Annotated in this window: 25 protein-coding genes and 2 riboswitches; of the genes, 13 read left to right on the plus strand and 12 right to left on the minus strand. The window is 71.1% G+C overall.

Annotation, left to right across the window (positions count from 1 at the left end; all coding sequences use genetic code 11):
* Nucleotides 1-25: 25 nt before the first annotated feature.
* Both IE207_RS09165 and IE207_RS09170 read right to left on the minus strand, forming a co-directional pair.
* Entirely contained in the window at nt 26-1,279 is a 1,254-nt protein-coding gene (locus tag IE207_RS09165) for a cytochrome P450 (protein WP_190183505.1), read from the minus strand.
* Entirely contained in the window at nt 1,260-2,012 is a 753-nt protein-coding gene (locus IE207_RS09170; RefSeq protein ID WP_190183506.1) for a tRNA-dependent cyclodipeptide synthase, read from the minus strand. The genes IE207_RS09165 and IE207_RS09170 overlap by 20 nt, the downstream gene beginning before the upstream one ends.
* Before the next feature lie 251 nt (nt 2,013-2,263).
* Between IE207_RS09170 and IE207_RS09175 the strand changes: the two genes are divergently transcribed.
* Nucleotides 2,264-2,476 (plus strand): EF-hand domain-containing protein, encoded by a 213-nt coding sequence (locus IE207_RS09175; protein WP_190183507.1) that lies wholly within the window; start codon nt 2,264-2,266, stop codon nt 2,474-2,476.
* A gap of 21 nt (nt 2,477-2,497) precedes the next feature.
* Here IE207_RS09175 and IE207_RS09180 read toward each other — a convergent pair whose 3' ends face one another.
* The 5 genes from IE207_RS09180 to IE207_RS09200 are packed head-to-tail and all read right to left on the minus strand — an operon-like array spanning nt 2,498 to nt 5,717.
* Entirely contained in the window at nt 2,498-3,046 is a 549-nt protein-coding gene (locus IE207_RS09180) for a PadR family transcriptional regulator (RefSeq protein ID WP_190183508.1), read from the minus strand.
* Nucleotides 3,047-3,091: 45 nt separating this feature from the next.
* Entirely contained in the window at nt 3,092-3,925 is an 834-nt protein-coding gene (locus IE207_RS09185) for an energy-coupling factor ABC transporter ATP-binding protein (protein WP_190183509.1), read from the minus strand.
* Nucleotides 3,922-4,671, minus strand: coding sequence for a cobalt ECF transporter T component CbiQ (gene cbiQ, locus IE207_RS09190; protein ID WP_190183510.1), 750 nt, complete (start codon nt 4,669-4,671; stop codon nt 3,922-3,924). The genes IE207_RS09185 and cbiQ overlap by 4 nt, the downstream gene beginning before the upstream one ends.
* Before the next feature lie 3 nt (nt 4,672-4,674).
* A complete protein-coding gene (locus IE207_RS09195; protein ID WP_190183511.1) occupies nt 4,675-5,025 on the minus strand; it encodes an energy-coupling factor ABC transporter substrate-binding protein in 351 nt (116 codons plus the stop codon).
* Complete coding sequence (locus IE207_RS09200) at nt 5,022-5,717, minus strand: energy-coupling factor ABC transporter permease (protein WP_190183512.1); 696 nt, start codon at nt 5,715-5,717, stop codon at nt 5,022-5,024. The genes IE207_RS09195 and IE207_RS09200 overlap by 4 nt, the downstream gene beginning before the upstream one ends.
* A gap of 29 nt (nt 5,718-5,746) precedes the next feature.
* A riboswitch (cobalamin riboswitch) is annotated at nt 5,747-5,943 on the minus strand.
* A gap of 83 nt (nt 5,944-6,026) precedes the next feature.
* Between IE207_RS09200 and IE207_RS09205 the strand changes: the two genes are divergently transcribed.
* On the plus strand, nt 6,027-6,758 hold the full coding sequence (locus tag IE207_RS09205) for a flavodoxin family protein (protein WP_190183513.1): 732 nt from the start codon (nt 6,027-6,029) through the stop codon (nt 6,756-6,758).
* Between the two features lie 12 nt (nt 6,759-6,770).
* Here IE207_RS09205 and IE207_RS09210 read toward each other — a convergent pair whose 3' ends face one another.
* The 5 genes from IE207_RS09210 to gcvT all read right to left on the minus strand — a co-directional run bounded on the left by IE207_RS09210 (nt 6,771) and on the right by gcvT (nt 11,940).
* Nucleotides 6,771-7,262 (minus strand): AMIN-like domain-containing (lipo)protein, encoded by a 492-nt coding sequence (locus IE207_RS09210; protein ID WP_190183514.1) that lies wholly within the window; start codon nt 7,260-7,262, stop codon nt 6,771-6,773.
* Between the two features lie 142 nt (nt 7,263-7,404).
* Nucleotides 7,405-8,787 carry an L-serine ammonia-lyase gene (locus IE207_RS09215; protein WP_190183515.1) on the minus strand — a complete coding sequence of 461 codons (1,383 nt, stop codon included), beginning with the start codon at nt 8,785-8,787 and terminating at the stop codon, nt 7,405-7,407.
* A gap of 279 nt (nt 8,788-9,066) precedes the next feature.
* Nucleotides 9,067-10,323: a serine hydroxymethyltransferase gene (glyA, locus tag IE207_RS09220; RefSeq protein WP_190183516.1), complete on the minus strand. Its 1,257-nt coding sequence runs from the start codon at nt 10,321-10,323 to the stop codon at nt 9,067-9,069.
* A gap of 17 nt (nt 10,324-10,340) precedes the next feature.
* A complete protein-coding gene (gene gcvH, locus IE207_RS09225) occupies nt 10,341-10,724 on the minus strand; it encodes a glycine cleavage system protein GcvH (RefSeq protein ID WP_030236063.1) in 384 nt (127 codons plus the stop codon).
* A 100-nt stretch (nt 10,725-10,824) separates the two neighbouring features.
* Complete coding sequence (gcvT, locus tag IE207_RS09230) at nt 10,825-11,940, minus strand: glycine cleavage system aminomethyltransferase GcvT (protein ID WP_190183517.1); 1,116 nt, start codon at nt 11,938-11,940, stop codon at nt 10,825-10,827.
* A 160-nt stretch (nt 11,941-12,100) separates the two neighbouring features.
* Nucleotides 12,101-12,204, minus strand: a riboswitch (glycine riboswitch).
* Nucleotides 12,205-12,461: 257 nt separating this feature from the next.
* Between gcvT and IE207_RS09235 the strand changes: the two genes are divergently transcribed.
* The 11 genes from IE207_RS09235 to IE207_RS09285 all read left to right on the plus strand — a co-directional run bounded on the left by IE207_RS09235 (nt 12,462) and on the right by IE207_RS09285 (nt 24,692).
* The gene (locus tag IE207_RS09235) at nt 12,462-13,064 is read left to right on the plus strand and encodes an ATP-binding protein (protein ID WP_229873493.1); all 603 of its coding nucleotides are present in this window, start codon (nt 12,462-12,464) and stop codon (nt 13,062-13,064) included.
* A 328-nt stretch (nt 13,065-13,392) separates the two neighbouring features.
* Nucleotides 13,393-14,127, plus strand: a complete 735-nt coding sequence (locus IE207_RS09240) for an enhanced serine sensitivity protein SseB (protein WP_190183519.1) — start codon at nt 13,393-13,395, stop codon at nt 14,125-14,127.
* A 58-nt stretch (nt 14,128-14,185) separates the two neighbouring features.
* Nucleotides 14,186-14,926, plus strand: coding sequence for an enhanced serine sensitivity protein SseB C-terminal domain-containing protein (locus IE207_RS09245; RefSeq protein WP_136214523.1), 741 nt, complete (start codon nt 14,186-14,188; stop codon nt 14,924-14,926).
* 584 nt (nt 14,927-15,510) lie between these two features.
* Nucleotides 15,511-16,503, plus strand: a complete 993-nt coding sequence (locus IE207_RS09250; RefSeq protein WP_190183520.1) for an ABC transporter permease — start codon at nt 15,511-15,513, stop codon at nt 16,501-16,503.
* 41 nt (nt 16,504-16,544) lie between these two features.
* Nucleotides 16,545-18,302: an ABC transporter substrate-binding protein gene (locus IE207_RS09255; protein ID WP_190183521.1), complete on the plus strand. Its 1,758-nt coding sequence runs from the start codon at nt 16,545-16,547 to the stop codon at nt 18,300-18,302.
* Nucleotides 18,303-18,511: 209 nt separating this feature from the next.
* On the plus strand, nt 18,512-19,513 hold the full coding sequence (locus IE207_RS09260; protein ID WP_190183522.1) for an ABC transporter permease: 1,002 nt from the start codon (nt 18,512-18,514) through the stop codon (nt 19,511-19,513).
* Nucleotides 19,510-20,619 (plus strand): ABC transporter ATP-binding protein, encoded by a 1,110-nt coding sequence (locus IE207_RS09265; RefSeq protein WP_373304684.1) that lies wholly within the window; start codon nt 19,510-19,512, stop codon nt 20,617-20,619. Before IE207_RS09260 ends, IE207_RS09265 begins: the two co-directional genes overlap by 4 nt.
* A 5-nt stretch (nt 20,620-20,624) precedes the next feature.
* The gene (locus IE207_RS09270; protein ID WP_229873558.1) at nt 20,625-21,737 is read left to right on the plus strand and encodes an ABC transporter ATP-binding protein; all 1,113 of its coding nucleotides are present in this window, start codon (nt 20,625-20,627) and stop codon (nt 21,735-21,737) included.
* A gap of 115 nt (nt 21,738-21,852) precedes the next feature.
* Nucleotides 21,853-22,509, plus strand: a complete 657-nt coding sequence (locus IE207_RS09275) for a trimeric intracellular cation channel family protein (protein WP_190183523.1) — start codon at nt 21,853-21,855, stop codon at nt 22,507-22,509.
* A gap of 57 nt (nt 22,510-22,566) precedes the next feature.
* Complete coding sequence (locus IE207_RS09280; protein WP_190183524.1) at nt 22,567-23,421, plus strand: thioesterase family protein; 855 nt, start codon at nt 22,567-22,569, stop codon at nt 23,419-23,421.
* 107 nt (nt 23,422-23,528) lie between these two features.
* Nucleotides 23,529-24,692, plus strand: coding sequence for a cysteine desulfurase family protein (locus tag IE207_RS09285; RefSeq protein WP_190183525.1), 1,164 nt, complete (start codon nt 23,529-23,531; stop codon nt 24,690-24,692).
* The last annotated feature ends 29 nt before the right edge of the window (nt 24,693-24,721 follow it).

The following is a 24,721-nucleotide window of genomic DNA, read 5'->3' on the forward strand; positions in this document are numbered from 1 at the left end:
CACCCCCGTCCCTACGCGCGGTGGCTCACCAGGCGACGGGAAGCCGCTCGGGAAGCCGCTTGATGAAGCCGGTGCGCCAGACGAGGTTCTCCGCCGGCACCGCGAGCCGCAGCTCCGGCAGCCGCTCCACCAGCACCTCCAGCGCGATCTGCGCGTGCACCCGGCCGAGCGCGGACGCGGGGCAGAAGTGCCGCCCGGCCCCGAAGGCCAGGTGGGCGTTCGCGCTCTCCCGCTCCAGGTCCAGTTCGTCCGGGTTCTCGAAGGCCGCCGGGTCGAAGTTGGCCCCCTCCAGCAGGACGAGGACCAGCTCGCCCTCCTTCACCAGGACGTCCCCGACCTGTACGTCGGCCATGGCGATGCGCGGCAGGCCGTCACCCACGGACAGGTTCCAGCGCAGCAGTTCCTCCACCGCGCCGGCCATCCGCTCGGGGTGCGCCCGCAGGTACCCGATGAGCTCGGGGCGCTGGAGCAGCGCGAGGACCGCGAGCACCAGGAACGCCGAGGTGGACACCGCGCCCGCCCCGAAGAGGGAGACGGCGACCGTCGCGAACATGTCGTCACTCAGGTGCGCCGACTCGGGGTCGGCCTCCTTGAGCCCGGCGAACCTGCCGAGGAGCCCCGTACGCTCCTCGGCCGGCAGCGCGAGCTGGACGTTCAGCTGCTCGACGAAATAGCCGACGTCCTTGTACCAGTTCAGTGCGGAGTCGGCGAACGGCTCGCGTGCGGTCATGAACGCGACGTCCAGCCCCGACATCAGCCGGCGGTGGTCCTCGAAGGGAACACCCAGTACCCGACAGTGCAACGCCGCCGAGAAGGGGTCGGCGAACCCCGCCCGGAGGTCCGCCGGACCGCCCTCTGCCACGATCCGGTCGATGAGCTCCCCGGCCTTGGCGCGCAACCAGTCCTGGAGGCCCTTCTGGCGCGGGTTCAGGGCCTTCATCACCGCGTTGCGCAGCCCGGCGCTGTTGATGTTGCCCATGTTGTTGACGACCTCGGGCGGGATCGTCAGCGCGTACTGGCGGGGCACACCGGCGTTGGCGGTGTCCTTGAGGCTGAACCGTTCGTCCTCCAGCACCTGCTTGGCCAGTGCGTAGCTGCTGACGAGCCAGGCCGGGTCCCCTGTCAGGGTGCGGACCGCGGCGACCGGTGCCTTCTCGCGCAGCCAGGCGCACTCCTCGGGGAGTACGTCTCCGCGCCGCGACAGCGGGAAGTCGAGGAGCGCCCCACCGGCCCCCGCGCCCGTTCCGGCCTGCGGGCCCTCAAGCTGCTCGACGCTCATCGACGGTCCCTTCGGTCGGTGCGTGGTGCGCGGGTGTGGCGTGCTGCTCCGGGCGCACGACGGCGTACGCCTGGTTGCGGGTCGCGCGCAGGCCCCCGCCGCGCGCGAAGAGGAGATCGGTCATCGGCATCTTGACGTGGTAGGCCGCCACGGAGGACGGCACGTCGAGAATGCTCGGGGTGTCCACGAAGAACGGCAGCTCCGCCGCCATGTAATCGAAACAGACCTGCAACTGTGCGTCTGTGATGGATTCACCTTCCGGCAACTTCGATCCGACGAAGTGGAGGGCCATTTCCTCGCATCCCTTACGAAACCCGTCATCCGTCTCAAGGAAATGCAGGACCCGCCGGTGCAGTAGTTGGTACACCGGGTTCGACTGGAAGTCGGAAAGCGCCCTCACGCGTATCTCGGCGTGCGTGGACCCTGAATCCTCGACACCTTTGACGATCCTTCGCCGCACTGCCTTGATCTCCTTCGCGGCCCGCTTGCCCGCGTGCTCCGGGGTGTAGCCGAAGGCGGCGAACATCCGGTCCACGTGGAGGTCCGCGTAGACGAAGTCGACCTGCGCGAAGCGGGTCGCAGCCCATCGGGCAAGACTGCTGATGCGCTCGGAGCTGAAGTAGCTGTTGCCGGGGCTCACTCCGATGAGCACATGGTCGCCGTCTTCCCAGATATGGCGGCAAGTGCGGGTGAAGGGCAGAACTTCGAATGATGCGTCAGTTGTGATCGTCACCTGTGATCGCCCTTTATGCCGCTTGTCCCTGGGAGCCCTGCGCTCCTGGTGTGGCGGCAATGCCGGTACGTTATGCCGTGATCCCGGAGCGTGACAAGTGGCGGCCGGATTTGTTGGCTGGAATTATCGCTTCCGGCTGCCGGAAGGGTAATTGAATTTCTTTCTGCCGACCGAACGGGACCCGGGGTGAGGACGGCCCGCGCAGGGCGCTACCCTGAGCCGTCAACAAGCACCGAGAAGGGGTGGACCCAGTGGCGGACATCGAGAGCGCGCGGGCGACGTTCGGCAAGTTCGACGCGGACGGCGACGGCTTCGTCACGGCCGACGAGTACAGCGCGGCCATGAAGGCCATGGGTGACGCGTACGTCACCGGCGCCGTCGCGGACGCCGTCATCGCCGCCAAGGACGCGAACGGCGACGGCCTGCTGAGCTTCGACGAGTTCTGGAACGCCCTGAACAAGTAGCGCACGCGGGGCGGGGCCGCGTCACGCGGGCGGCCCCGTCATGTCCTCGACCTCGGCCAGCGCCTCCTCCAGCCAGCGCAGCCAGAACGTCTCCAGGCCGATCCCGCCGCGCAGCACGAGCCGGCGCAGCCGGTCCTCGTCGGAGTCCCGCCCCGGCGGGAAGTCCTTCGCCTCGATCGCCTCGTACTCCGCCAGCTGCCCCCGGTGCAGCTCCAGATGCCGCCGCAGCTCCCCGGCCAGCCCCTGCGGGCCGACGACGCCGGCCGCCCGCACCCGCAGCAGCAGCGGATCGCGGATCGCCTTCGGGTCCTGGCTCTCGCCGACCCACCGGGCCAGCTCCGCGCTTCCGGCCGGCAGCACCTCGTACTCCTTCTTCTGCCCGCGCACCGGTACCTCGCTGGGCAGCGCCCGGATCAGCCCGGCCTCCTCCAGCCGGCCGAGCTCGCGGTAGATCTGCTGGTGCGTCGCGGACCAGAAGTACCCGATCGACTTGTCGAACCGCCGGGTCAGCTCCAGCCCGGACGACGGCTTCTCGAGCAGGGCGGTGAGGATGGCGTGCGGGAGCGACATGCGCTCATCCTAGGTTCGGCCGCCGGCGCCGGGCCGTGTCCCGGCTCAGGACGGGGCCCCCGCCCAGGCGGACAGTGCCTCCGGCGTCCTCGGCCCCGGTGCGTCCGGCTCCAGCAGGCCCCGCGCCCGCAGGAGCGCCGTCACCGCCGGGGACCACGCCTGGCGCAGCCCCGCCGAAGCCAGCAGCTCCGGGTCCGACAGCAGCGCCGCGGCCGGGCCGACGCGGATGCCCGACGGGGTGAGGACCGCCGCGTCGTCGGCCCAGCGCACCGCGAGCTCGACGTCGTGCGTGGCCATCACCACCGTCGTGCCGTTCGCGCGCAGGCCCGCCAGCACCTCCAGCAGCCGCTCCTGCCCGTCCGGGTCCAGTCCGGCCGTCGGCTCGTCCAGGATCAGCACCTCCGGCGCCATCGCGACCGCGCCCGCGATCGCCGCCCGCTTGCGCTGCCCGTACGAGAGCAGGTGCGTCGGCCGGTCCCGCAGGGCGGTGATGTCCAGCGCGGTGAGCGCCGAGTCCACCCGGTCCCGTACCTCTGCCAGGGCCAGGCCCATGTTCATCGGGCCGAAGGACACGTCCTGCTCGACCGAGGCGGCGAACAGCTGGTCGTCCGGGTCCTGCACGACCAGCTGGACGCGGCTGCGCAGCCGGGTCAGCCCCGCCCGGTCGTACCCCACCGCAGTGCCGTCCAGCCGCAGTTCGCCCGCACCCGGCCGCAGGCCGCCGCTCAGCAGCCGCATCAGCGTGGTCTTGCCGCTGCCGTTGCGGCCCAGGAGGACCAGCGCCCGGCCCGGTGCGATGGCGAAGTCCACTCCGGACAGCACCTCCGGGCCGTCCTCGTACGCGTAACCCGCGCCCACCAGTTCCACCAACGGGTTCACAAGTACAGCCCTTCCAGGGTGAGAGTCACGGTGACCAGCGCGCCCAGCAGGGCCGCCGACGCCGCCAGGAACCGCCACGACAGCGTCGCCCCGGGCACCAGCACCCGCAGCGCCCCGTCGTAGCCCCGCCCGGCCAGCCCCTCCTGGAGCCGCGCCGCGCGGTCGAAGGCCCGCACGAACGAGGTCGCGGCGAGCCCGGCCAGCGAACGCCACAGCGCGGCCCGGCCGGTGTGCCCGAGCCGGGCCGCCTGCGCCCGGCGGACCTGGGCCACCGAGTCGAGCAGCAGGAACCCGATCCGGTACATGACCAGGGCCACGTCCACGACCGGGGCCGGTACCCCCGCCCGCACCAGCCGGGGCAGCACGTCCGACACGGGGGTGGTGAAGGCGAACAGCAGCACCCCGAGCGAAGCCGCCGAAGTGCGCAGCAGCAGCTCCGCCGCGTGCCGGGGGCCGTCCGGGGCCAGGGAGACCGGCCCCGCCGGGCCGCCGACCGCGAACAGCAGGGGCAGCGCCCCGGTGACGCAGAAGCCCAGCGGGATCCGGAAGGCCCGCCACAGCTGCCGTCCGGCCACGCCGGCCGGACCGAGCAGCACGGCCAGGGTCGCCGCCGCGACCAGCGGCCCGCCCGGCCAGGGCGGCAGGGCGACGGCCGTGACGGTGAGCCCGAGCCCGAGCAGTGCCTTCTCCAGCGGATGGCGGTGGCGCCAGCGGCTGCCGTGCGCCGCCACGTCGATGGGCAGCACCGGCTACGGCTGTTCGCCGCGCGACCGGGCGACGCCGGCCTGTTCGCCGCGGTTGTGGGCGAGGCCCTGGCGGCGGCCCTTGCGCAGGCCGAAGTAGTACGCGAGCACGCCCGCACCGAGGGCCGCCTGGAGCGCGAACAGCGCCGACTCGACCTCCGCGGAGGGGGGTTCGTACAGGGGCGAGAACCACGGCTTGTAGTCCGGCTCGATCTGGGTGATCGCCGACTCGGCCTGGCTGTCCGCGCCGGCGAACGGCTCTTCCTTGCCGTCGCCCATGCCCAGCGCGACGGGCAGTACGGCGAGCGCCGCGACCAGGAGCAGCAGCAGGGCGTTGATCTTAGCGTTACGGCTCATCGGGCGGCCTCCGTGCGTGCGGCGCCGCCGGTCAGCTTGGCGACGCCGAGGCGGACCAGGTCGGACTTGCTGGACTGCATCAGCAGCCGCATGACGAGGACGGTCAGCAGCCCTTCGCTGACGGCCAGCGGGATCTGCGTGACCGCGAAGATGCCGCCGAACTTCGCGAGCGCGCCGGGGAATCCGCTCGACGGGTCCGGGAAGGCCAGCGCCAGCTGGACGCTGGTCACGCAGTAGGTGACGAGGTCGGCGAAGAACGCGCCGAAGAAGACGGTCACCATCAGCGGCACGTCGAACTGCTTGAGCAGCCGGTAGACGCCGTATCCCGCCCAGGGCCCGGCGATCGCCATCGAGAAGGCGTTCGCGCCGAGCGTGGTCAGCCCGCCGTGCGCGAGCAGCAGGGCCTGGAACAGCAGGGTGATGGTCCCGAGCACCGTCATGACCGGCGGTCGGAACAGGATGGCGCCGAGCCCCGTCCCGGTCGGGTGGGAGCAACTGCCCGTGACGGACGGGATCTTGAGGGCCGACAGGACGAACGTGAACGCTCCCGACGCTCCGAGCAGCAGCGTGCTCTCCGGGTTCGCCTTCACCTCGCGGGTCAGGGCGCGGGCACCGTGTACGACAAAGGGGGCGGACGCGACGCCCCAGGCGACCGCGTGCAACGGGGGCAGGAAGCCCTCGGCGATATGCATGACTTTGGAGACCTCTCCAGCACCTCGTGGATGGACGACGCGCCCCGGCCGGTCTCCTGGCTCACGGGTACTGATGCCCTGACTCCGCCTTCCCGGGGCCGTGCGGTCACCCGCGCGGGCCCAGTGGCTTCCCGCGTGGGAGTGGAGCCGGACTTCCCGATCACAGTGGCGAGGGCCGCACCGGTTTCCCACCGGTTTCCCGAACACCAAGGCCCCATGACCCTAGTCGCCCGCCCGGACGGGTCACAACCCGCCCCTTCCGGGCGCGCCGGGTTGGTGGCCGCGTCCCGCGGGACGCACGGTGGTGCGGTGGCCGACGATTCGGAATCCGCGCAGAGCCCCCGCTACGGCGACCTGAGCGCCCTCTACGTGAACTGCACCCTCAAGCGGTCCCCCGAGACCAGCAACACCGAGGGCCTGATCTCCAGGAGCCGGGCGGTCATGGAGGCCGCCGGCGCCCGGACCGAGCTCGTCCGGGCCGTCGACCACGACATCGCCACCGGTGTGTGGCCCGACATGACCGAGCACGGCTGGGAGAGCGACGAGTGGCCCGTCCTCTACAGCCGGATCATGGACGCCGACATCCTGGTGCTCTGCGGCCCGATCTGGCTCGGGGACAACAGCTCCGTGATGAAGCGGGTCATCGAGAGGCTCTACGCCTGCTCCTCGCTGCTGAACGAGCACGGCCAGTACGCCTATTACGGCCGGGTGGGCGGGGCGCTGATCACCGGCAACGAGGACGGCGTCAAGCACTGCGCGATGAACGTCCTCTACAGCCTCCAGCACCTCGGGTACGCGATCCCGCCGCAGGCCGACGCCGGGTGGATCGGCGAGGCCGGGCCGGGGCCCTCGTACCTGGACCCCGGCTCGGGCGGCCCCGAGAACGACTTCACCAACCGGAACACGACCTTCATGAGCTGGAACCTCATGCACCTGGCCGCCCTCCTGAAACGGGCGGGCGGCATCCCGGCACACGGCAACCAGCGCTCGGAGTGGGACGCCGGGTGCCGCTTCGACTTCCCCAACCCCGAGCACCGCTAGCGGGGGCCGGGCTCAGCAGGTGGCCGGGTGCGGGAAGTCCAGGACGAACCGCTCCGGGGCGTGCAGCACGCTCGTGTTGTAGGTGGGCGGGGTGTCGAAGGCCGCCCCGAAGGTGACGTACCCCTCGAAGTCGCCGGTCTTGGCCATGCCCTTGAGCTTGGGGAGGGCGATCTGCTGGAGCGCCGGCCCCACGTAGACGTTGTGACCGGCCGAGTCGTGCGCGGCGGCGGGGTGCAGCCTGATCTCCAGGAAATACTTGCCCGGCAGGGGCACCGGCTTGCCGGACCCGTCGTAGACCAGCTCGGAGACGGGCGTGACGGTGACCGGCGGGGCGGCTCCCTGGAGGTCGATGACGAGCCGGTCGTAGGTGCAGTGGCCGCCCCAGCGGGCGTTGGTGACCAGCGTGGTGGTGGCGGCGGAGGCCGGCGCGGCGAACGCGATCCCGGCGGTGAGCAGGGCGCCCGCGAGCAGGGCGGTGACCTGGCGGCGACGTACGTGCTGCATGACGTCCCCCCGATTCTGAGAGACGGGGACAAGGTGACACCGCTGAAGACACGCGGGACGCCGTCACGGTTGCACGCGCGCGGGGACGACGTGAGGGCCGGGCGCACGCGCGCGCCCGGCCCTCACGTCCGCCCTCAGGGGCTCAGCACTCGATGACGTTGACCGCGAGGCCGCCGCGGGCGGTCTCCTTGTACTTGACCTTCATGTCGGCGCCGGTCTCCTTCATGGTCTTGATGACCTTGTCCAGGGAGACCTTGTGGGAGCCGTCACCGCGCATCGCCATCCTGGCCGCGGTGACGGCCTTGACCGCCGCCATGCCGTTGCGCTCGATGCACGGGATCTGGACCAGGCCGCCGACCGGGTCGCAGGTCAGGCCCAGGTTGTGCTCCATGCCGATCTCGGCGGCGTTCTCGACCTGCTCCGGGCTGCCGCCCAGGACCTCGGCGAGGGCGCCGGCCGCCATGGAGCAGGCCGAGCCGACCTCACCCTGGCAGCCGACCTCGGCGCCGGAGATCGAGGCGTTCTCCTTGAAGAGCAGACCGATCGCTCCGGCCGACAGCAGGAAGCGGACCACGCCCTCCTCGTCGGCGCCGGGCACGAAGTTCATGTAGTAGTGCAGCACCGCCGGGATGATGCCCGCGGCGCCGTTCGTCGGGGCGGTGACCACCCGGCCGCCCGCGGCGTTCTCCTCGTTCACGGCCATCGCGTAGAGGGTGATCCACTCCATCGACAGCGCCTGCGGGTCGCCCTCGGAGCGCAGCTTGCGCGCGGTGTTCGCGGCGCGGCGCCGGACTTTCAGGCCGCCCGGCAGGATGCCCTCGCGGGACATGCCGCGCGCGACGCAGGCCTGCATGACCCGCCAGATCTCCAGGAGGCCCTCGCGGATCTCCTCCTCCGTGCGCCAGGCCTTCTCGTTCTCCAGCATCATCGCGGAGATCGACAGGCCGCTTTCCCGGGCCATGCGCAGCATCTCGTCGCCGCTGCGGAACGGGAACTTGAGCTCGGTGTCGTCGAGCTTGATCCGGTCCTCGCCGACCGCGTCCTCGTCCACGACGAAGCCGCCGCCGACCGAGTAGTACGTCTTCTCCAGCAGAGGGGCGCCGGCCGCGTCGTACGCGAAGAGCGTCATGCCGTTCGCGTGGTAGGGCAGGGACCGGCGGCGGTGCAGGATGAGCTGGCTCGGCTCGTCGAAGGCGATCTCGTGGGCCTCGCCTATCTCCGCTCCCAGCAGGCGCAGCCGGCCGCTCTGGCGGATCCGCTCGACCTCGGCGTCGGCGGTCTCCACGTTCACCGAGCGGGGGGAGTGGCCCTCCAGACCCAGCAGGACCGCCTTGGGGGTGCCGTGGCCGTGGCCGGTGGCGCCGAGCGAGCCGAAGAGCTCTGCGCGTACGGAAGCCGTCTGGGCGAGGACGCCTTCCTTCTTCAAGCGGGTCACGAACATGCGAGCCGCCCGCATCGGGCCGACCGTGTGGGAGGAGGAGGGGCCGATGCCGATGGAGAAGAGGTCGAAGACGGAGATGGCCACGGTGGCGAGACTCCCTTGTCTGCTCGTGGGGTGGGAGAGGGGCACAGGAGAGCGGGTTTGATCAGCGGGAGGTGATCAGGGAGGTTTGTTCGGATTTTGTCCGACGGTCGAGCTTAACGCGGCGAGGTGAACGACCTGGCTGCCGGACGGGGCCACAAGGGGAAGCCCGGGTGTGGGTCGGCTCACATTCCGGCCGCACCCGGCGGGCGGGGAGGGCCGGGCGGGCGTGAAAAGGGGCCCGGGCCTGTGGGAACAGGCACCGGGCCCCGCCCGGCCGCGTCAGAGCGTCGGGTACAGCGGGAACTTCGCGGCGAGCGCGGAGACGCGCGCCTTGAGGGACTCGGCGTCGTAGGCCGGCTTGAGCGCCTGCGCGATGATCTCGGCGACCTCGGTGAAGGCCTCGGCGTCGAAACCGCGGGTGGCCAGGGCCGGCGTACCGATCCGCAGGCCCGAGGTGACCATCGGGGGCCGCGGGTCGTTCGGGATGGCGTTGCGGTTGACCGTGATGCCGACCTCGTGGAGGCGGTCCTCGGCCTGCTGGCCGTCCAGCTCCGAGTTGCGCAGGTCGACCAGGACCAGGTGCACGTCGGTGCCGCCGGTGAGGACGTCCACGCCCACGGCCTTGACGTCGTCCTGGACCAGGCGGGCGGCGAGGATCTTCGCACCTTCCAGGGTGCGCTCCTGGCGCTCCTTGAACTCGGGCGACGCGGCGACCTTGAAGGAGACGGCCTTGGCCGCGATCACGTGCTCCAGCGGGCCACCCTGCTGACCGGGGAAGACCGCGGAGTTGATCTTCTTCGCCAGCTCCTGCGTCGACAGGATGACACCGCCGCGCGGACCGCCGAGGGTCTTGTGCGTGGTGGTGGTGACGACGTGGGCGTGCGGGACCGGGTTCGGGTGCAGACCCGCGGCGACCAGGCCGGCGAAGTGCGCCATGTCGACCATCAGGTACGCGCCGACCTCGTCCGCGATCCGGCGGAACGCGGCGAAGTCCAGCTGGCGCGGGTACGCGGACCAGCCGGCGACGATCAGCTGCGGCTTGGACTCCTTGGCGAGGCGCTCGACCTCGGCCATGTCGACCTGGCCGGTCTCGTCGACGTGGTACGGGACCACGTTGTAGAGCTTGCCAGAGAAGTTGATCTTCATGCCGTGGGTCAGGTGACCGCCGTGGGCCAGGTTCAGGCCCATGATCGTGTCGCCCGGCTTGAGCAGCGCGAACATCGCGGCGGCGTTCGCCTGCGCACCCGAGTGGGGCTGGACGTTCGCGGCCTCGGCGCCGAACAGCGCCTTGATCCGGTCGATCGCGATCTGCTCGACCACGTCGACGTGCTCGCAGCCGCCGTAGTAGCGGCGGCCGGGGTAGCCCTCGGCGTACTTGTTGGTCAGGACCGAGCCCTGGGCCTCCATGACGGCGACCGGAGCGAAGTTCTCCGACGCGATCATTTCCAGGGTCGACTGCTGGCGTACGAGCTCGGCGTCGACGGCGGCGGCGACGTCCGGGTCGAGCTCGTGGAGGGGGGTGTTCAGAACGGACATCAGGATCCCCTGGGGTGTCAGTTGTCGGAGTGGGTGAGCGCGGCGTACTCGTCGGCGGAGAGCACGTCCTTCGGCTCCTCCGAGAGGCGCACCTTGAACAGCCAGCCACCCTCGAACGGTGCGGTGTTCACGAGCGCCGGGTCGTCCACGACGTCCTGGTTGGCCTCGACGACCTCGCCGGAGACGGGGGAGTACAGGTCGCTGACCGACTTGGTCGACTCCAGCTCGCCACAGGTCTCGCCCTCGGTGACGGTGTCGCCGACCGCGGGCAGCTGGGCGTAGACGACGTCACCGAGCGCGTTGGCCGCGAACTCCGTGATGCCGACCGTCGCGACGCCGTCCACGGCGTCCGACAGCCACTCGTGCTCCTTGGTGTAACGCAGCTGCTGGGGGTTGCTCATGACCTGATTCTCCTGGATGCGGGGGAGTGGATACGAACAGTGGTCTTGCGGGCTGAGACGGGCTGAGACGGGCTGAGACGGCCGGTACGGCGTACGGGGGCTACTTCTGCCGCTTGTAGAACGGCAGGGCGACGACCTCGTACGGCTCATGCGTACCGCGAATGTCCACGCCGACACCGGAGGTGCCGGGCGCGGCGTGCGCCGCGTCCACGTAGGCCATCGCGATCGGCTTGCCCAGCGTCGGGGACGGGGCGCCGGAGGTGACCTCGCCGATGACCTTGCCGTCGGCGACCACCGGGAAACCGGCGCGCGGGACCCGGCGGCCCTCGGCGATCAGGCCGACCAGCTTGCGCGGGGGGTTCGAGGCGGCACGCTCGGCGGCGGCCTCCAGCGCGGCGCGGCCGACGAAGTCGCCCTCCTTCTCGAACTTCACGACCCGGCCCAGACCCGCGTCGAACGGGGTCAGGGAGGTGGTCAGCTCGTGCCCGTACAGCGGCATGCCCGCCTCCAGGCGCAACGTGTCCCGGCAGGACAGGCCGGCCGGGACCAGGCCGACGGCCTCGCCGGCCTTGGTCAGCGCCTGCCACAGCTCCACGGCGTGCTCGGGGGCGACGAACAGCTCGAAGCCGTCCTCGCCGGTGTAGCCCGTACGCGCGATCAGCGCGGGGACGCCGGCGACCGTGCCGGGCAGACCCGCGTAGTACTTGAGCCCGTCCAGGTCGGCGTCGGTGAGGGAGGCGAGGATGCCGGGGGACTCGGGGCCCTGGACGGCGATCAGCGCGTACGCGTCACGGTCGTCGCGGACCTCGGTGTCGAAGCCGGCGGCACGCTCCGTCAGGGCGTCCAGGACGACCTGGGCGTTGGAGGCGTTCGCGACGACCATGAACTCGCTCTCGCCCAGGCGGTAGACGATCAGGTCGTCGAGGATCCCGCCGTCCTCCTGGCAGATGTGCGTGTAGCGGGCGCGGCCGACGCCGACGGTGGAGATGTTGCCGACCAGCGCGTGGTCCAGCGCCTTGACGGCCTCGGGGCCGGTCAGGGTGATCTCGCCCATGTGGGACAGGTCGAAGAGACCGGCCTTCGTGCGCACGGCGTTGTGCTCGTCGCGCTCACTGGCGTAGCGCAGCGGCATGTCCCAGCCCGCGAAGTCGGTCATGGTCGCACCGAGCGAGCGGTGCAGCGCGTCGAGCGCGGTCAGGCGGGGGGCAGTGCTCATGGGTGTGGCTCCCGGGTCCCAGGGCATGACATGACGAGGACGATCCTCCCCATCTGTCATCGGAACCTGAGAGGTTCGCCGAGAGTTCCCGCGCCGGGCGGGCGCGTCATCGGCTTGCACCTTGGGTGGAGCTGTCGAGCAGCCCGCTTTTCAGATCTGCCTCATCCACGCGGTACGGGGCCTGAGAGATTCAAGGGAGGAACTTGCTCCTTCGGCGCCCGGGCACGGCCTTGCGGCCTGCCGGGACTCTCCCGCGCGGATTCAAGCGGCCGGTATGCAGTTGGTGTCCAGATGGCGCACATCATTGCACGAGGTCGGCGGGTGCGGGCGGGCGGGCCCGAAAGTCCGAGCGGGGCTTGAGCGGGGCGGAACCCGGCGGGGCGGCACCGGGCGGGTCGGAACCGGGCGGGGCGGATTACCGTCCCTTTACAGAAGCGGGGGAGGCGATCACTGTGCGGAGGTTCGGAGTGCCGGCTTTGACGGGGACCCTTGGGGGGGTTCCGGCGCAGCGGCGTGCGGACGTGCCGGCGGCGGTTCCGGTGGAGGCGCAGGCCGGGCGGGTCCGGGACCTGCGCGGGACCGGGGCGCGGGGGCCTCGGTGGCTCGGCTTCGCCGCGGGGGACATCGTGGTGGTGTCCGGCCTGCCGGGCGGTGGCAAGAGCACGCTGATCAAGCGGGCCGCGGGGGTCGGGGCGATCGACTCGCAGGACACCCGGGAGCGGTGGGAGCGGCGGATGCCGGGGGCGCTGCCGTACGGGGTGTACCGGCCGCTGGTCCGCCTCGACCACTACTGGGGGCTGTGGCGGACCCTGCGGTCGGGGGCGTCGGCGGTGGTGCACGACTGCGGCAGCCAGGCGTGGGTGCGGGGCCTGCTGGCGGCGGTGGCGCGGCGACGGGGGCGGGCGCTGCACCTGCTGCTGCTGGACACCACCGCGCAGGAGGCACTGTCCGGGCAGGCGGAGCGGGGGCGGGGGGTGTCGGCGTACGCCTTCGCCCGCCACCGCGCGGCGGTGACCCGGCTCCTGCGCGCCGCGGAAGCCGGCCGTCCCCCTGCGGGCTGCGCGACGGTCACCCTCCTGGACCGCCCTTCCGCTGCCGCGGTCACGCACATCACGTTCCGGTAGCCCCGCCCTGGCCGCGCCGCCGCCCACTCCAGCCCCGCCGGCGTTCGAGGCGCGGGGTCCGGGCCATGTCAGCCTCGCCGGCGTTCGAGGCGCCGGTTCGGGCCATGTCAGCCTCGCCGGCGTTTGAGGCGCGGGGTCTGGGGCGGAGCCCCAGGGAACCCGGGTCCGCCGGGCACCGGGCTCCGCCCGGACCCGCGCCTCAAACGCCGGCGGGGCTGGAGTGGGCCGGAGTGGGCCGGCGGGGCCGGGGTGGCGCGGGGCCCCGGGGGAGGGCGGGAGGTGGGAAGGATTAGGGTCTGCGGAGGAGCGCGGAGCGAGGAGGCGGCGGATGCACGGCAGTGGGTGGCCCGACAACGAGCTGGAGCACGTGCTCGGCGCGGCCCTGGGGCAGGCGGACGCCGGGGCCCGGATCCTGGAGGTGCTCGGCCGCAGCCAGGTGTGGGTGCCGCTGCCGCGCGGAGGCGGCCCGGACCACGCCAGCCTCGACCTGCCCACGATGCTGATCGGCGGACAGGCGTACGTCCCCGTCTACAGCTCCGAGGCCCAGTTCCGCGTCTGCGCCGGCCCCGCCATGGACTTCGCCGTCGCCCCCGCGGTCGAGTTCGCCCGCGGCCTGCCCCCGCAGCTCGGCATCGCCCTGAACCCCGAGGGCGCCGTCGGCGTCCCGCTCCCCCCGCCCGCCGTCGCGGAGCTCTGCCGCACCGGCCGCACCCCCCTCGACGGCCCCGCCACCGGCGGCCGCGTCCGGCTCTTCGAGCCCGACTGGCAGCACGACCCGGTCGACTTCCTCGCCGCCGCCACCGAGGAGTTCCGCGCCCTCGGCGTGGTCACCGCCGCCCACCGCTGTCTCGCCAGCGTCGAAGGCGGGGAGCCGCAGCTGTACATCGGTGTCCAACTGGCGGGATGGGATCCCGAGGCGCGCAGCGCCCCGCTGGAGGCCCTCGGCCGGGCCCTGACGCGCGTACCCCCGCCCTGGCCCGTGCAGTTGATCCTCCTCGACGCCGCCCAGGACCCGGTGGTCGACTACATCCGTGAGCGCGTACGCCCCTTCTACCTCCCCTAGGGCCGCTTAAGCTGGTGGCCCATACGCGTGGATGACGGCGGACGAAGAGGGGTACCGGGTGAGTGCGTCAGGCACGGCCGCGGCCGGGCAGGTCGAGCACATGCTGCGCCAGGTGACTCCGGGGCGCTATGAGAGCTACGAGTCGCTCCTGCACGCCCTGGCGGAGGGCCGCCTGTGGATGCTGCTCTGGCAGGGCCGGCCGGGCTCCCCGGACGCCCAGTACGGCGGCATGGAGGTCGACGGCCTCGGCTACGCGCCCTGCGTGACCTCCCCGCAGGAGCTGGCCGCCAGCGGATGGAACCGCGGCTACGAAGTGGTCACCGGCCGGGACATCGCCCGCGCCCTGTACCCGGACCGCTGGGGCCTGTGGCTCAACCCCCATGCCCAGGGCGGCGGCCTCGGCCTGCCCTGGGCGGACCTGCGCCGCATCGCCACCGGCCTCGACCGGATGCCGGCCGGCCCGCTGCGGCTGTCCGAGCCCGCCCTGGAGCTCCCGCAGTTCTACGGGCTGCTGACCCAGCACGCGCACCGTACGCCCGCCGTCCGCTCGCTCCGCCGCGCCTGGGTGCAGCCGTCGCTGGGGTCGGCGTACCTGGCGGTGGGGCTGGACCTGTACGACGCTTCCGCGCCCGCGCTGGAATCCGTACGGGAGATGATGCGGCAGTCGGTCGGGGCGGTCCCGGAGGGCGTTCCGGTGTGCACCGTCGCGCTCGCCGACGAGCACGACCCGGTGGCGATGTGGCTGCGTTCGCAGACCCGTCCGTTCTACGACCGCGAGGGCCAGGCCCCCTCCTACTAGCCGCCCCCGCCGGCTCCCGTACGAGGCCCCGTACGAGGCCCGTACGAGCTCCTGCGCCGGAATCCCTCCTTCCGGAACGTGCTTATGTTTTGAGACATCGAATACCGGCCATTCCGAGGCCGCCGGACCCCACGGTTCCCGGCGGCCTTCGTCTTGTCCGGATTTCACCCGAGTCGTACGCCCAAAAGACGCATCGCTCTTGCGAGTTGGGCGACATGCCCGATTGCGTACCGAACGGACGGTCTTGCTCCGCTCAGGTGTGAGTGGAGTCCGGATAACGGGAATCAGGGCGTCAGATCACGGTTGCGCATCCATTCAACTGCGGGTCTGGCGGCTGGTCGAGCGCCCGATGAAGACTCCCCACCCAAGAGCCGGTCAGTCCTCCAGGACGCGGTTCGGCACGTGATCGGCACTGCACTCGCACGCCGCGTTTTTCCCGCAGCACTTCCCGCACGTCCTGCACTTCCTGCACTTCACACGCGTTCCGCGTGTCCCACGCACTCCGAGCGTCACTCCGCACCAACGCCGCCACAGCGGCGGGCATGGGCCGGCACACCCGTCGGCCGAGAGGGGTCCCCACCACGATGACGGCACCACTGCACGACACGAGCGCGGAGACGCCCGCACCCGTGTCCGTAGCCGACGTCCCTGCCAAGGCCATCGAAGGCCGCTCGCCCGGCCGCATCGCCTGGATGCGGCTCAAGCGCGACAAGGTCGCGCTGACCGGCGGCGTGGTCGTGATCTTCCTGATCCTGGTGGCGGTCTTCGCGCCGCAGATCGTGAGCCTGCTGGGCCACCCGCCCAACGAGTTCCACGAGGACTTGATCGATCCCGACCTCGGCACGCCGATCGGTTCGTTCGGCGGCGTGAGTTCCGACTTCCTGCTGGGTGTCGAACCCACCAACGGCCGCGACGTGTTCAGCCGGATCCTCTACGGAGCCCGCATCTCCCTGATCGTCGCCTTCCTGGCGGCCTTCGTCTCGGTCGTCATCGGCAGCCTGCTGGGCGCGCTCGCCGGCTTCCTCGGCGGCTGGGTCGACGGCGTGATCAGCCGCCTGATGGACCTGCTGCTGGCCTTCCCGCAGCTGCTGTTCACCATCGCGCTCGTCTCCGTCGTGCCCAACAGCCTCATGGGGCTGGAGGGTTCGAGCGTCCGCATGGCGGTGCTGATCCTCGTCATCGGCTTCTTCGGCTGGCCCTACATCGGCCGTATCGTCCGGGGCCAGACGATGTCCCTGCGGGAGCGCGAGTACGTGGAGGCGGCACGCAGCCTCGGCGCGGGCCGCGGGTACATCCTGATCAAGGAGCTGCTGCCGAACCTGGTCGCGCCGATCCTCGTCTACTCGACGCTGATCATCCCGACCAACATCCTGACGGAAGCGGCCCTCAGCTTCCTCGGTGCCGGCGTCAAGCCGCCCACCGCCTCCTGGGGAAAGATGCTGTCCGACGCCATCCCCATCTACCAGGACGACCCCATGTACATGGTGGTCCCCGGTATCACGATCTTCATCACCGTCCTGGCGTTCAACCTCTTCGGGGACGGGCTGCGCGACGCACTCGACCCCAAGGGCAGCTGAACCGCTCTTTCGATTCACCCACCTATGGAGGTTGGACAACCGTGATCCGCAGAAAGCAGGCACTCGCGATCACCGCCGTGATCGCCGCCCTGTCGCTGACCGCCGCGTGCGGTGGCGACGACACCAAGAAGGCGGGGGGCGACAAGGGCGACAAGGGCTACAGCGGTGCCGCCACCGGCGTCGTGAACGCCTCCGACGCCAAGGGCGGTGAGCTCAAGCTCTGGTCCCCCCAGGACGTCGACTTCCTCGACCCGGCGCGTGCCTACTACGGCTTCGTGTGGAACATGCAGCGCCTGTTCATACGCCAGCTCTACGCGTACGACAGCAAGCCGGGCGCCGCGGGCACCAAGCTGGTCCCGGACCTCGCCGACGGCGAGCCCGTCCTGAGCAACGACGGCAAAACGTACACCGTCAAGATCAAGGACGGCGTGAAGTTCGAGGACGGCACGCCGATCACCTCGAAGGACTTCAAGTACGGCGTCGAGCGCGTCTTCGCACAGGACGTGCTGGCCGGCGGCCCGACCTACCTGATCGACCAGCTCGACCAGGGCCAGAAGTACCAGGGTCCCTACAAGGACACCGACCCGGACAAGATGGGGCTGAAGTCCGTCCAGACGCCGGACGACCACACGGTCGTCTTCAACCTGGCGAGCGCGAACTCCGACTTCAAGTACCTGCTGGCCATGTCGTCCTCCTCGCCCGTCCCGGCGGGCAAGGACACGGGTGCCACCTACACCAACAAGCCGGTCTCCACGGGGCCGTACAAGGTCGAGAGCTTCGCCTCCGGCAAGGGCGCGACCTTCGTCCGCAACGAGAACTGGGACCCGAAGACCGACACGATCCGCAAGGGTCTGCCGGACAAGATCACCTTCACGGTCACCACCAACCCGGACGACATGGACCAGCGCCTGCTCTCCGGCGACATCGACCTCGCCGTCGACGGCACCGGTGTCCAGCAGGCCGCGAAGAACAAGATCCTCAAGGACGCGAACCTCAAGAAGAACGCGGACAACCCCTTCACGGGCTACATCCGCTACTTCGCCTTCCCGCAGACGGTCGCGCCGTTCGACAACGTCGAGTGCCGCAAGGCGGTCATCTACGCGGCCGACCCGAAGTCGCTGCAGAACGCCCGCGGCGGCCCGACCAGCGGTGACCTCGGCGCGAACATGCTGCCGCCCGGTGTCCCCGGCGCCGACAAGTCCTACGACCCGTGGAACCTGACCGCCGGCAAGCCGCAGGAGGACAAGGCGAAGGCCGCCCTCAAGGCGTGCGGCAAGCCGGACGGCTTCGAGACCACCATCGCGGTCCGCAACAACAAGGCCCCCGAGGTCAAGTCGGCCGAGTCCCTCCAGGCCTCGCTCGCCAAGGTCGGCATCAAGGCCACGATCGACCAGTACGACGGCAAGCTCTCCTCCTCCACCATCGGTTCGCCCGACAACGTGAAGAAGAAGAACTACGGAATCATCGTCATGGGCTGGGGCGCCGACTACAACTCCGGCGCGGGCTTCCTCCAGCCGCTGGTCGACGGTTCGTTCATCGCGCAGACCGGCAACAACAACTACACGATGCTCGACGACCCCGAGGTCAACGGGCTGTTCGACAAGGCCGCCGCGGCCGCCACGCCGGACGCCGCAGCGCCGTTCTACACCGACATCAACAAGAAGATCATGGAGAAGGCGCTCTACCTGCCGATCAACTTCGACAAGGCGCTGGTCTACCACAACCCGCGCCTGACGAACGTCTACTTCAACGACTCCATGGGCAAGATCGACCTCGCGGTCGTCGGCGTCGCCAAGTAGCCCGCGGGCACGGCAGCCAGTAGTCGGCGCCAGTCGTCCGACCGTCCGGCGGCCCCGCGAGGCGGCCGCCGGACACCAGCAGGTCAGCAAGTACGTAAGTAAGTGCCTTCACCGCACATGCGCTAGTCCGAAGGGCAGGTGAAGGCCGCAGGCGGCGGTCGCCGTCCCCACGAGGGGCGGCGACCGCCCGCCCCGGGCGGCCGACTGCAGTGCTCGTCTACCTCATACGGCGGCTGTTCAACGTCGCCGCCACGCTGCTGGTGGTCTCCGTGGTCACCTTCGGCATCTTCTTCGCGGTCCCGAAACTGACCGGCAGCGATCCCGCGCTCATGTACGCCGGCCGCGAGACCAACCCGACCGCCCTGGCCGGCATCCGCGTGAAGATGGGCTTCGACAAGCCCATCTCCGAGCAGTACTGGATGTTCCTCAAGGGCGTCTTCGCCGGCCGCGACTACGACGCCGGCACCGAGGTCACGCACTGCGCGGCACCGTGTTTCGGCTACTCCTTCAAGAGCGAGGCCCCCGTCTGGGAGACCATGCTCGACCGCATGCCGGTCACCCTCTCGCTCGCCCTCGGCGCGGCCGTGATCTGGGTGATCGCCGGTGTGGCCACCGGAGTGGTCTCCGCGCTCAAACGCAGGACCGCCATCGACCGGACCGTGATGATCGGAGCGCTCGCCGGCGTATCCCTGCCGATCTTCTTCACCGGCATGGTGGCGCCCGCGATCTTCGTCTACGGCCTGGGCTGGCTGGACGTGTCCAACTACAAACCCCTGACCGAGGATCCACTGGCCTGGCTCAACAGCCTGATCCTCCCGTGGGTCACCCTGGCCTTCCTCTTCGCCGCCACCTACGCCCGCATCACCCGCGCCACCATGCTGGAGGTCCTCGGAGAGGACTACATCCGCACGGCCCGCGCCAAGGGCCTCAAGGAGGGCGTGGTCATCCGCAAGCACGCCCTGCGCTCCACGCTCACCCCGGTCGTCACGATGTTCGGCCTCGACCTCGGCGGCCTGCTCGGCGGCGCCGTGCTCACCGAGACGACCTTCAACTTCCAGGGCCTGGGAACGGCGGCCGTCGCCGCCATCAGCCAGGGCGACCTCCCCGTCATCATGGGCGTCACCATGCTCGCCGCGCTGTTCGTGGTCCTGGCCAACCTGATCGTGGACCTGCTGTACGCCGTCATCGACCCGCGCGTGAGGCTGACGTGACCGACAACCCCTCCACCTCCGGCGGACCCGTGTTCGTGCCCGAGCAGGCGGGTCCCGGGTCCCGGGTCCCGGCGACGTCCTTCCTGTCCGTACGCGACCTCCAGGTCCACTTCCCGACCGACGACGGCCTGGTCAAGTCCGTCGACGGGCTCTCCTTCGACCTCGAACGCGGCAAGACGCTCGGCATCGTCGGCGAGTCCGGCTCCGGCAAGTCGGTCACCTCGCTGGCCATCATGGGCCTGCACCGCACCGGCCAGTCCCGCAGCCGCCCGCACATCTCCGGCGAGGTCGTGCTCGACGGCGAGGACCTCGTCCGGGCCGACGCCGACCACGTGCGCACGCTCCGCGGCCGCAAGATGGCGATGGTCTTCCAGGACCCGCTGTCCGCGATGCACCCGTACTACTCCGTCGGCAAGCAGATCGTCGAGGCGTACCGGACCCACAACGACGTCGACAAGAAGACGGCCCGCACCCGGGCCGTGGAGATGCTCGACCGCGTCGGCATCCCGGAGCCCCACCGGCGCGTGGACTCCTACCCCCACGAGTTCTCCGGCGGTATGCGCCAGCGCGCGATGATCGCGATGGCGCTGGTCAACAACCCCGAACTGCTCATCGCCGACGAGCCCACGACCGCGCTGGACGTCACCGTCCAGGCGCAGATCCTGGACCTGATCCGCGACCTCCAGAAGGAGTTCGGCTCCGCCGTCATCATGATCACGCACGACCTCGGCGTGGTCGCCGAGATGGCAGACGACATCCTCGTGATGTACGGCGGCCGGTGCGTCGAGCGCGGCACCGCCGAGAAGGTCTTCTACGAGCCCCGCCACCCCTACACCTGGGGCCTGCTCGGCTCGATGCCGCGCATCGACCGCGACCAGACCGAGCGGCTGATCCCGGTCAAGGGCTCCCCGCCCAGCCTCATCAACATCCCGAGCGGCTGCGCCTTCAACCCCCGGTGCCCCTACGCCGACGTACCCAAGGGCGGCATCACCCGCACCCAGCGCCCCGAGCTGACCCAGGACGACAGCCGGCACTGGTCCGCCTGCCACATGTCGCAGGAGGAGCGGACCCGGATCTGGACCGAAGAGATTGCGCCGAAGCTGTGAGCGACATGAACGAGACGGGCGCGCAGACGGGCGCGCCGCGGGCCGCCGAGGCCTCAGGGGCGTCCGCGGCCGAGGAACCGCTGCTCAAGGTGACCGGACTGGTCAAGCACTTCCCCATCAACAAGGGGCTGCTGCGCCGCCAGAGCGGAGCGGTCAAGGCCGTGGACGGCATCGACTTCGACGTCCGCCGGGGTGAGACCCTCGGCATCGTCGGCGAGTCCGGCTGCGGCAAGTCCACGATGGGCCGGCTGATCACGCGACTGCTCGAACCGAGCAGCGGAAAGGTCGAGTTCGAGGGCAAGGACATCACCCACCTGGGTGTGGCCGGCATGCGGCCGCTGCGCCGCGACGTCCAGATGATCTTCCAGGACCCCTACGGCTCGCTGAACCCCCGCCACACGGTCGGCACGATCGTCGGAGCGCCGTTCAAGCTCCAGAAGGTCACCCCCGAAGGCGGCGTCAAGGCGGAGGTGCAGCGGCTGCTCTCGCTGGTTGGGCTCAACCCCGAGCACTACAACCGCTACCCGCACGAGTTCTCCGGCGGCCAGCGCCAGCGCATCGGCATCGCCCGGGCGCTGGCCCTCAAGCCGAAGCTGGTCGTCGCGGACGAGCCGGTGTCGGCGCTGGACGTGTCGATCCAGGCCCAGGTGGTGAACCTGCTGGACGACCTCCAGGAGGAACTCGGCCTGACCTACGTGATCATCGCGCACGACCTGTCGGTCATCCGGCACGTCTCCGACCGGATCGCGGTGATGTACCTCGGCAAGATCGTGGAGCTGGCGGACCGCAAGTCGCTGTACGAGGCGCCGATGCACCCGTACACGACCGCGCTGATGTCGGCCGTGCCGGTGCCGGACCCGAGGCGGCGCGGCGCGAAGAGCGGCCGCATCCTGCTCAAGGGCGACGTGCCCTCTCCCATCTCGCCCCCCAGCGGCTGCCGTTTCCACACCCGCTGCTGGAAGGCGACGGAGCTGTGCACGACGCAGGAGCCGCCGCTGGTCGCCCTCAAGACCGGGCACCAGGTCGCCTGTCATCACCCGGAGAACGCCCCCGACCAGGCGCCGGGCGACAAGGCCCTGCCGGGCGCGGCGGAAGCGGTGGAGACGCCGACCCTCTAGGCCGGCACGCCGGGGGTCCCGGGGCGGCCACGCCCCGGGACCCCCGCGCGGGCTGCTGTTCCGCCGCGGCGGGGCCTTTGTCGGGGCCATCGCCGCCAGCCCGCACAATGGGGGCGTGTCCCACGATCTCTTCCCGCCCGGTATCCAGCACGCCCTGGACCTCGCGGGCATTTTTGTCTTCGCCACCGCCGGCGCGCTGCTCGCCGTCCGCAAGAACTTCGACGTCTTCGGCATCTGCGTGCTCGCGCTCGTCACCGCCCTCGGCGGCGGACTGCTGCGCGACCTGGTGATCGGCGCCGTCCCGCCGGCCGCGTTCGGCGAGCTCAGCTTCTTCCTGACCCCGCTGGTCGCCGCAGCGCTCGTCTTCTTCCTGCACCCCGAGGTCCAGCGGATCAACCGCGCCATCAACGTCTTCGACGCCGCCGGGCTCGGGCTGTTCTGCGTGTCGGGCACCACGAAGGCCTACGAGTACGGGCTGGGGCTCACCGCGTCGGCCGCGCTGGGGGTGGCGACGGCGGTCGGCGGCGGTGTCATGCGCGACGTCCTCGCGGGCGGGGTGCCGTCCCTGCTGCGCGACCGCGAGATGTACGCGGTCCCGGCGGTGGTCGGGGCCTCGATGGTGGCCCTGTTCATCGGCTTCGACAAGCTGAACGGTTTCACCACGGGCGTCGCGATCGTCACCGCCTTCGTGCTGCGGCTGCTCGCGATCCGGTACCACTGGCGGGCGCCGTTGGCCTGGAACCGCCGCTCTGCGGTGGCCGAAGAGCCGTAACATCGCCGTAGCACAACAAAGCTACCGCTTAGTAGCTTGCCGGTGTACCTTCGCCTCATGTCACACACAGCGGCCCAGGCAGCCATCGGAGACAGCGAGTTCGACCGCGACACCGCCATCGCCCCCCGAGCGGGCGAGGCCGGGGTGTACGACGCGGAACTCTCCGCCGGTTGGACGATCATCAGCGCGGTCAACGGCGGATACCTGCTGGCCCTGGTCGGCCGGGCGCTGGCGGCAGCGCTCCCGCACCCGGACCCGTTCACCGTCTCCGCCCACTACCTGACCTCCTCCGTGCCCGGCCCCGCCGTGATCCGCACGCAGCTCGTCCGGAGCGGACGCACCCTCTCCACCGGGCAGGCCTCGCTCTTCCAGTACGACGAGAACGGCGCGGAGGTCGAGCGCATCCGGGTCCTCGCCTCCTACGGCGATCTCGCCTCGCTCCCCGACTCCGTCCACACCACGGCGCGGCCCCCGGCCATCCCGGCGTACGAGGACTGCCTCGGCACGGAAGCCGGCCCGGCGCCCATCCCGGGCAGCTCCGAGATCGTCGACCGGCTGCGGCTGCGGCTGGACCCCGCGACGGCCGGCTGGGCCGTCGGCGCGCCGTCCGGCAAGGGCGAGATGCGGGCCTGGTTCGAGCTGGCCGACGGCCGGGACGCGGACCCGCTGTCCCTGCTGCTGGCGGTGGACGCGCTGCCGCCGACCTCCTTCGACCTCGGTCTGATGGGGTGGACCCCGACCGTCGAGCTCACCACGCACATCCGCCACCGCCCGGCCCCGGGGCCGCTGCGGGTCGCCATCACCACCCGCAACCTGGCCGGCGGCTTCCTGGAGGAGGACGCCGAAGTCTGGGACTCGGCGGACCGCCTGGTGGCCCAGTCCCGCCAACTGGCCCGCGCCCCGCGCACCTGACGGCACCCCGCCCCCGGCCCGGGTCCCGTCCGGCTCGGGGCCCCGGCCGGTCCGGGCCCGGTCCCGGGGCCGCAGGGCCCGGTGGGGGCTCGTAGAATCGGGGGATCATGGCCTACCTCGATCACGCCGCAACCACGCCGATGCTGCCGGAGGCGGCTGCGGCGATGACCGCGCAGTTCGCCGCCACGGGTAACGCGTCCTCCCTCCACGCCGCCGGCCGCCGCGCCCGCCGCACCGTCGAGGAGGCGCGCGAGGCTCTCGCCGAAGCCCTCGGCGCGCGCCCGAGCGAGGTGGTCTTCACCGCCGGGGGCACCGAGGCCGACAACCTCGCCGTCAAGGGCCTCTACTGGGCCCGGCGCGACCAGGACCCCGCCCGCACCCGCGTCCTCGCCAGCCCCGTCGAGCACCACGCCGTCCTCGACGCCGTCCACTGGCTCGCCGAGCACGAGGGCGCCCGCGTCGAGTACCTGCCGGTGGACCGGTACGGACGCGTACACCCCGAGGCTTTCCGGGAAGCGGTGGAGCGGGACCCGGGCGACATCGCCCTCGCCACCGTCATGTGGGCCAACAACGAGATCGGCACCGTACTGCCGGTCCGCGAACTCGCCACGGTCGCAGCCGAGTACGGGATCCCCGTGCACTCCGACGCCGTCCAGGCGTTCGGACAGCTCGACGTCCGCTTCGGCGACAGCGGCCTCGCCGCCATGACGGTCAGCGGCCACAAGATCGGCGGCCCCTACGGCATCGGCGCGCTGCTGCTCGGCCGCGACCAGAGCCCCGTGCCCGTCCTGCACGGCGGCGGCCAGGAACGGCACGTCCGCTCCGGCACCCTGGACGTGCCCGCCATCGCCGCCTTCGCGGTCGCCGCCGTCCTCGCCGCAGAGCGGCGCGAGGACTTCGCCACCCGGATCGGCGCCCTGCGCGACGAGCTGATCACCGCCGTGCTCCGGGAAGTGCCCGACGCCGTCCTCGGCGGCGACCCGGCCGAGCGGCTTCCCGCCAACGCGCATTTCAGCTTCCCCGGCTGCGAGGGCGACTCCCTGCTGCTGCTCCTCGACGCCCAGGGCATCGAATGCTCCACCGGCTCCGCCTGCACCGCGGGCGTGGCCCAGCCCAGCCACGTCCTGCTCGCCACCGGCACCGATCCCGACCTGGCCCGCGGCACCCTGCGGTTCTCCCTCGGCCACACCTCCACCAAGGAGGACGTCACCGCCGTGGCCGCCGCCATCGGCCCCGCCGTGGCCCGCGCCCGCACCGCCGGCCTCAGCTAGTGCTGTGACCCGGTGAACCTTCCCGGTCA

It is taken from the genome of Streptomyces cirratus (assembly GCF_014650775.1).
Classification (GTDB): Bacteria; Actinomycetota; Actinomycetes; order Streptomycetales; family Streptomycetaceae; genus Streptomyces; species Streptomyces cirratus.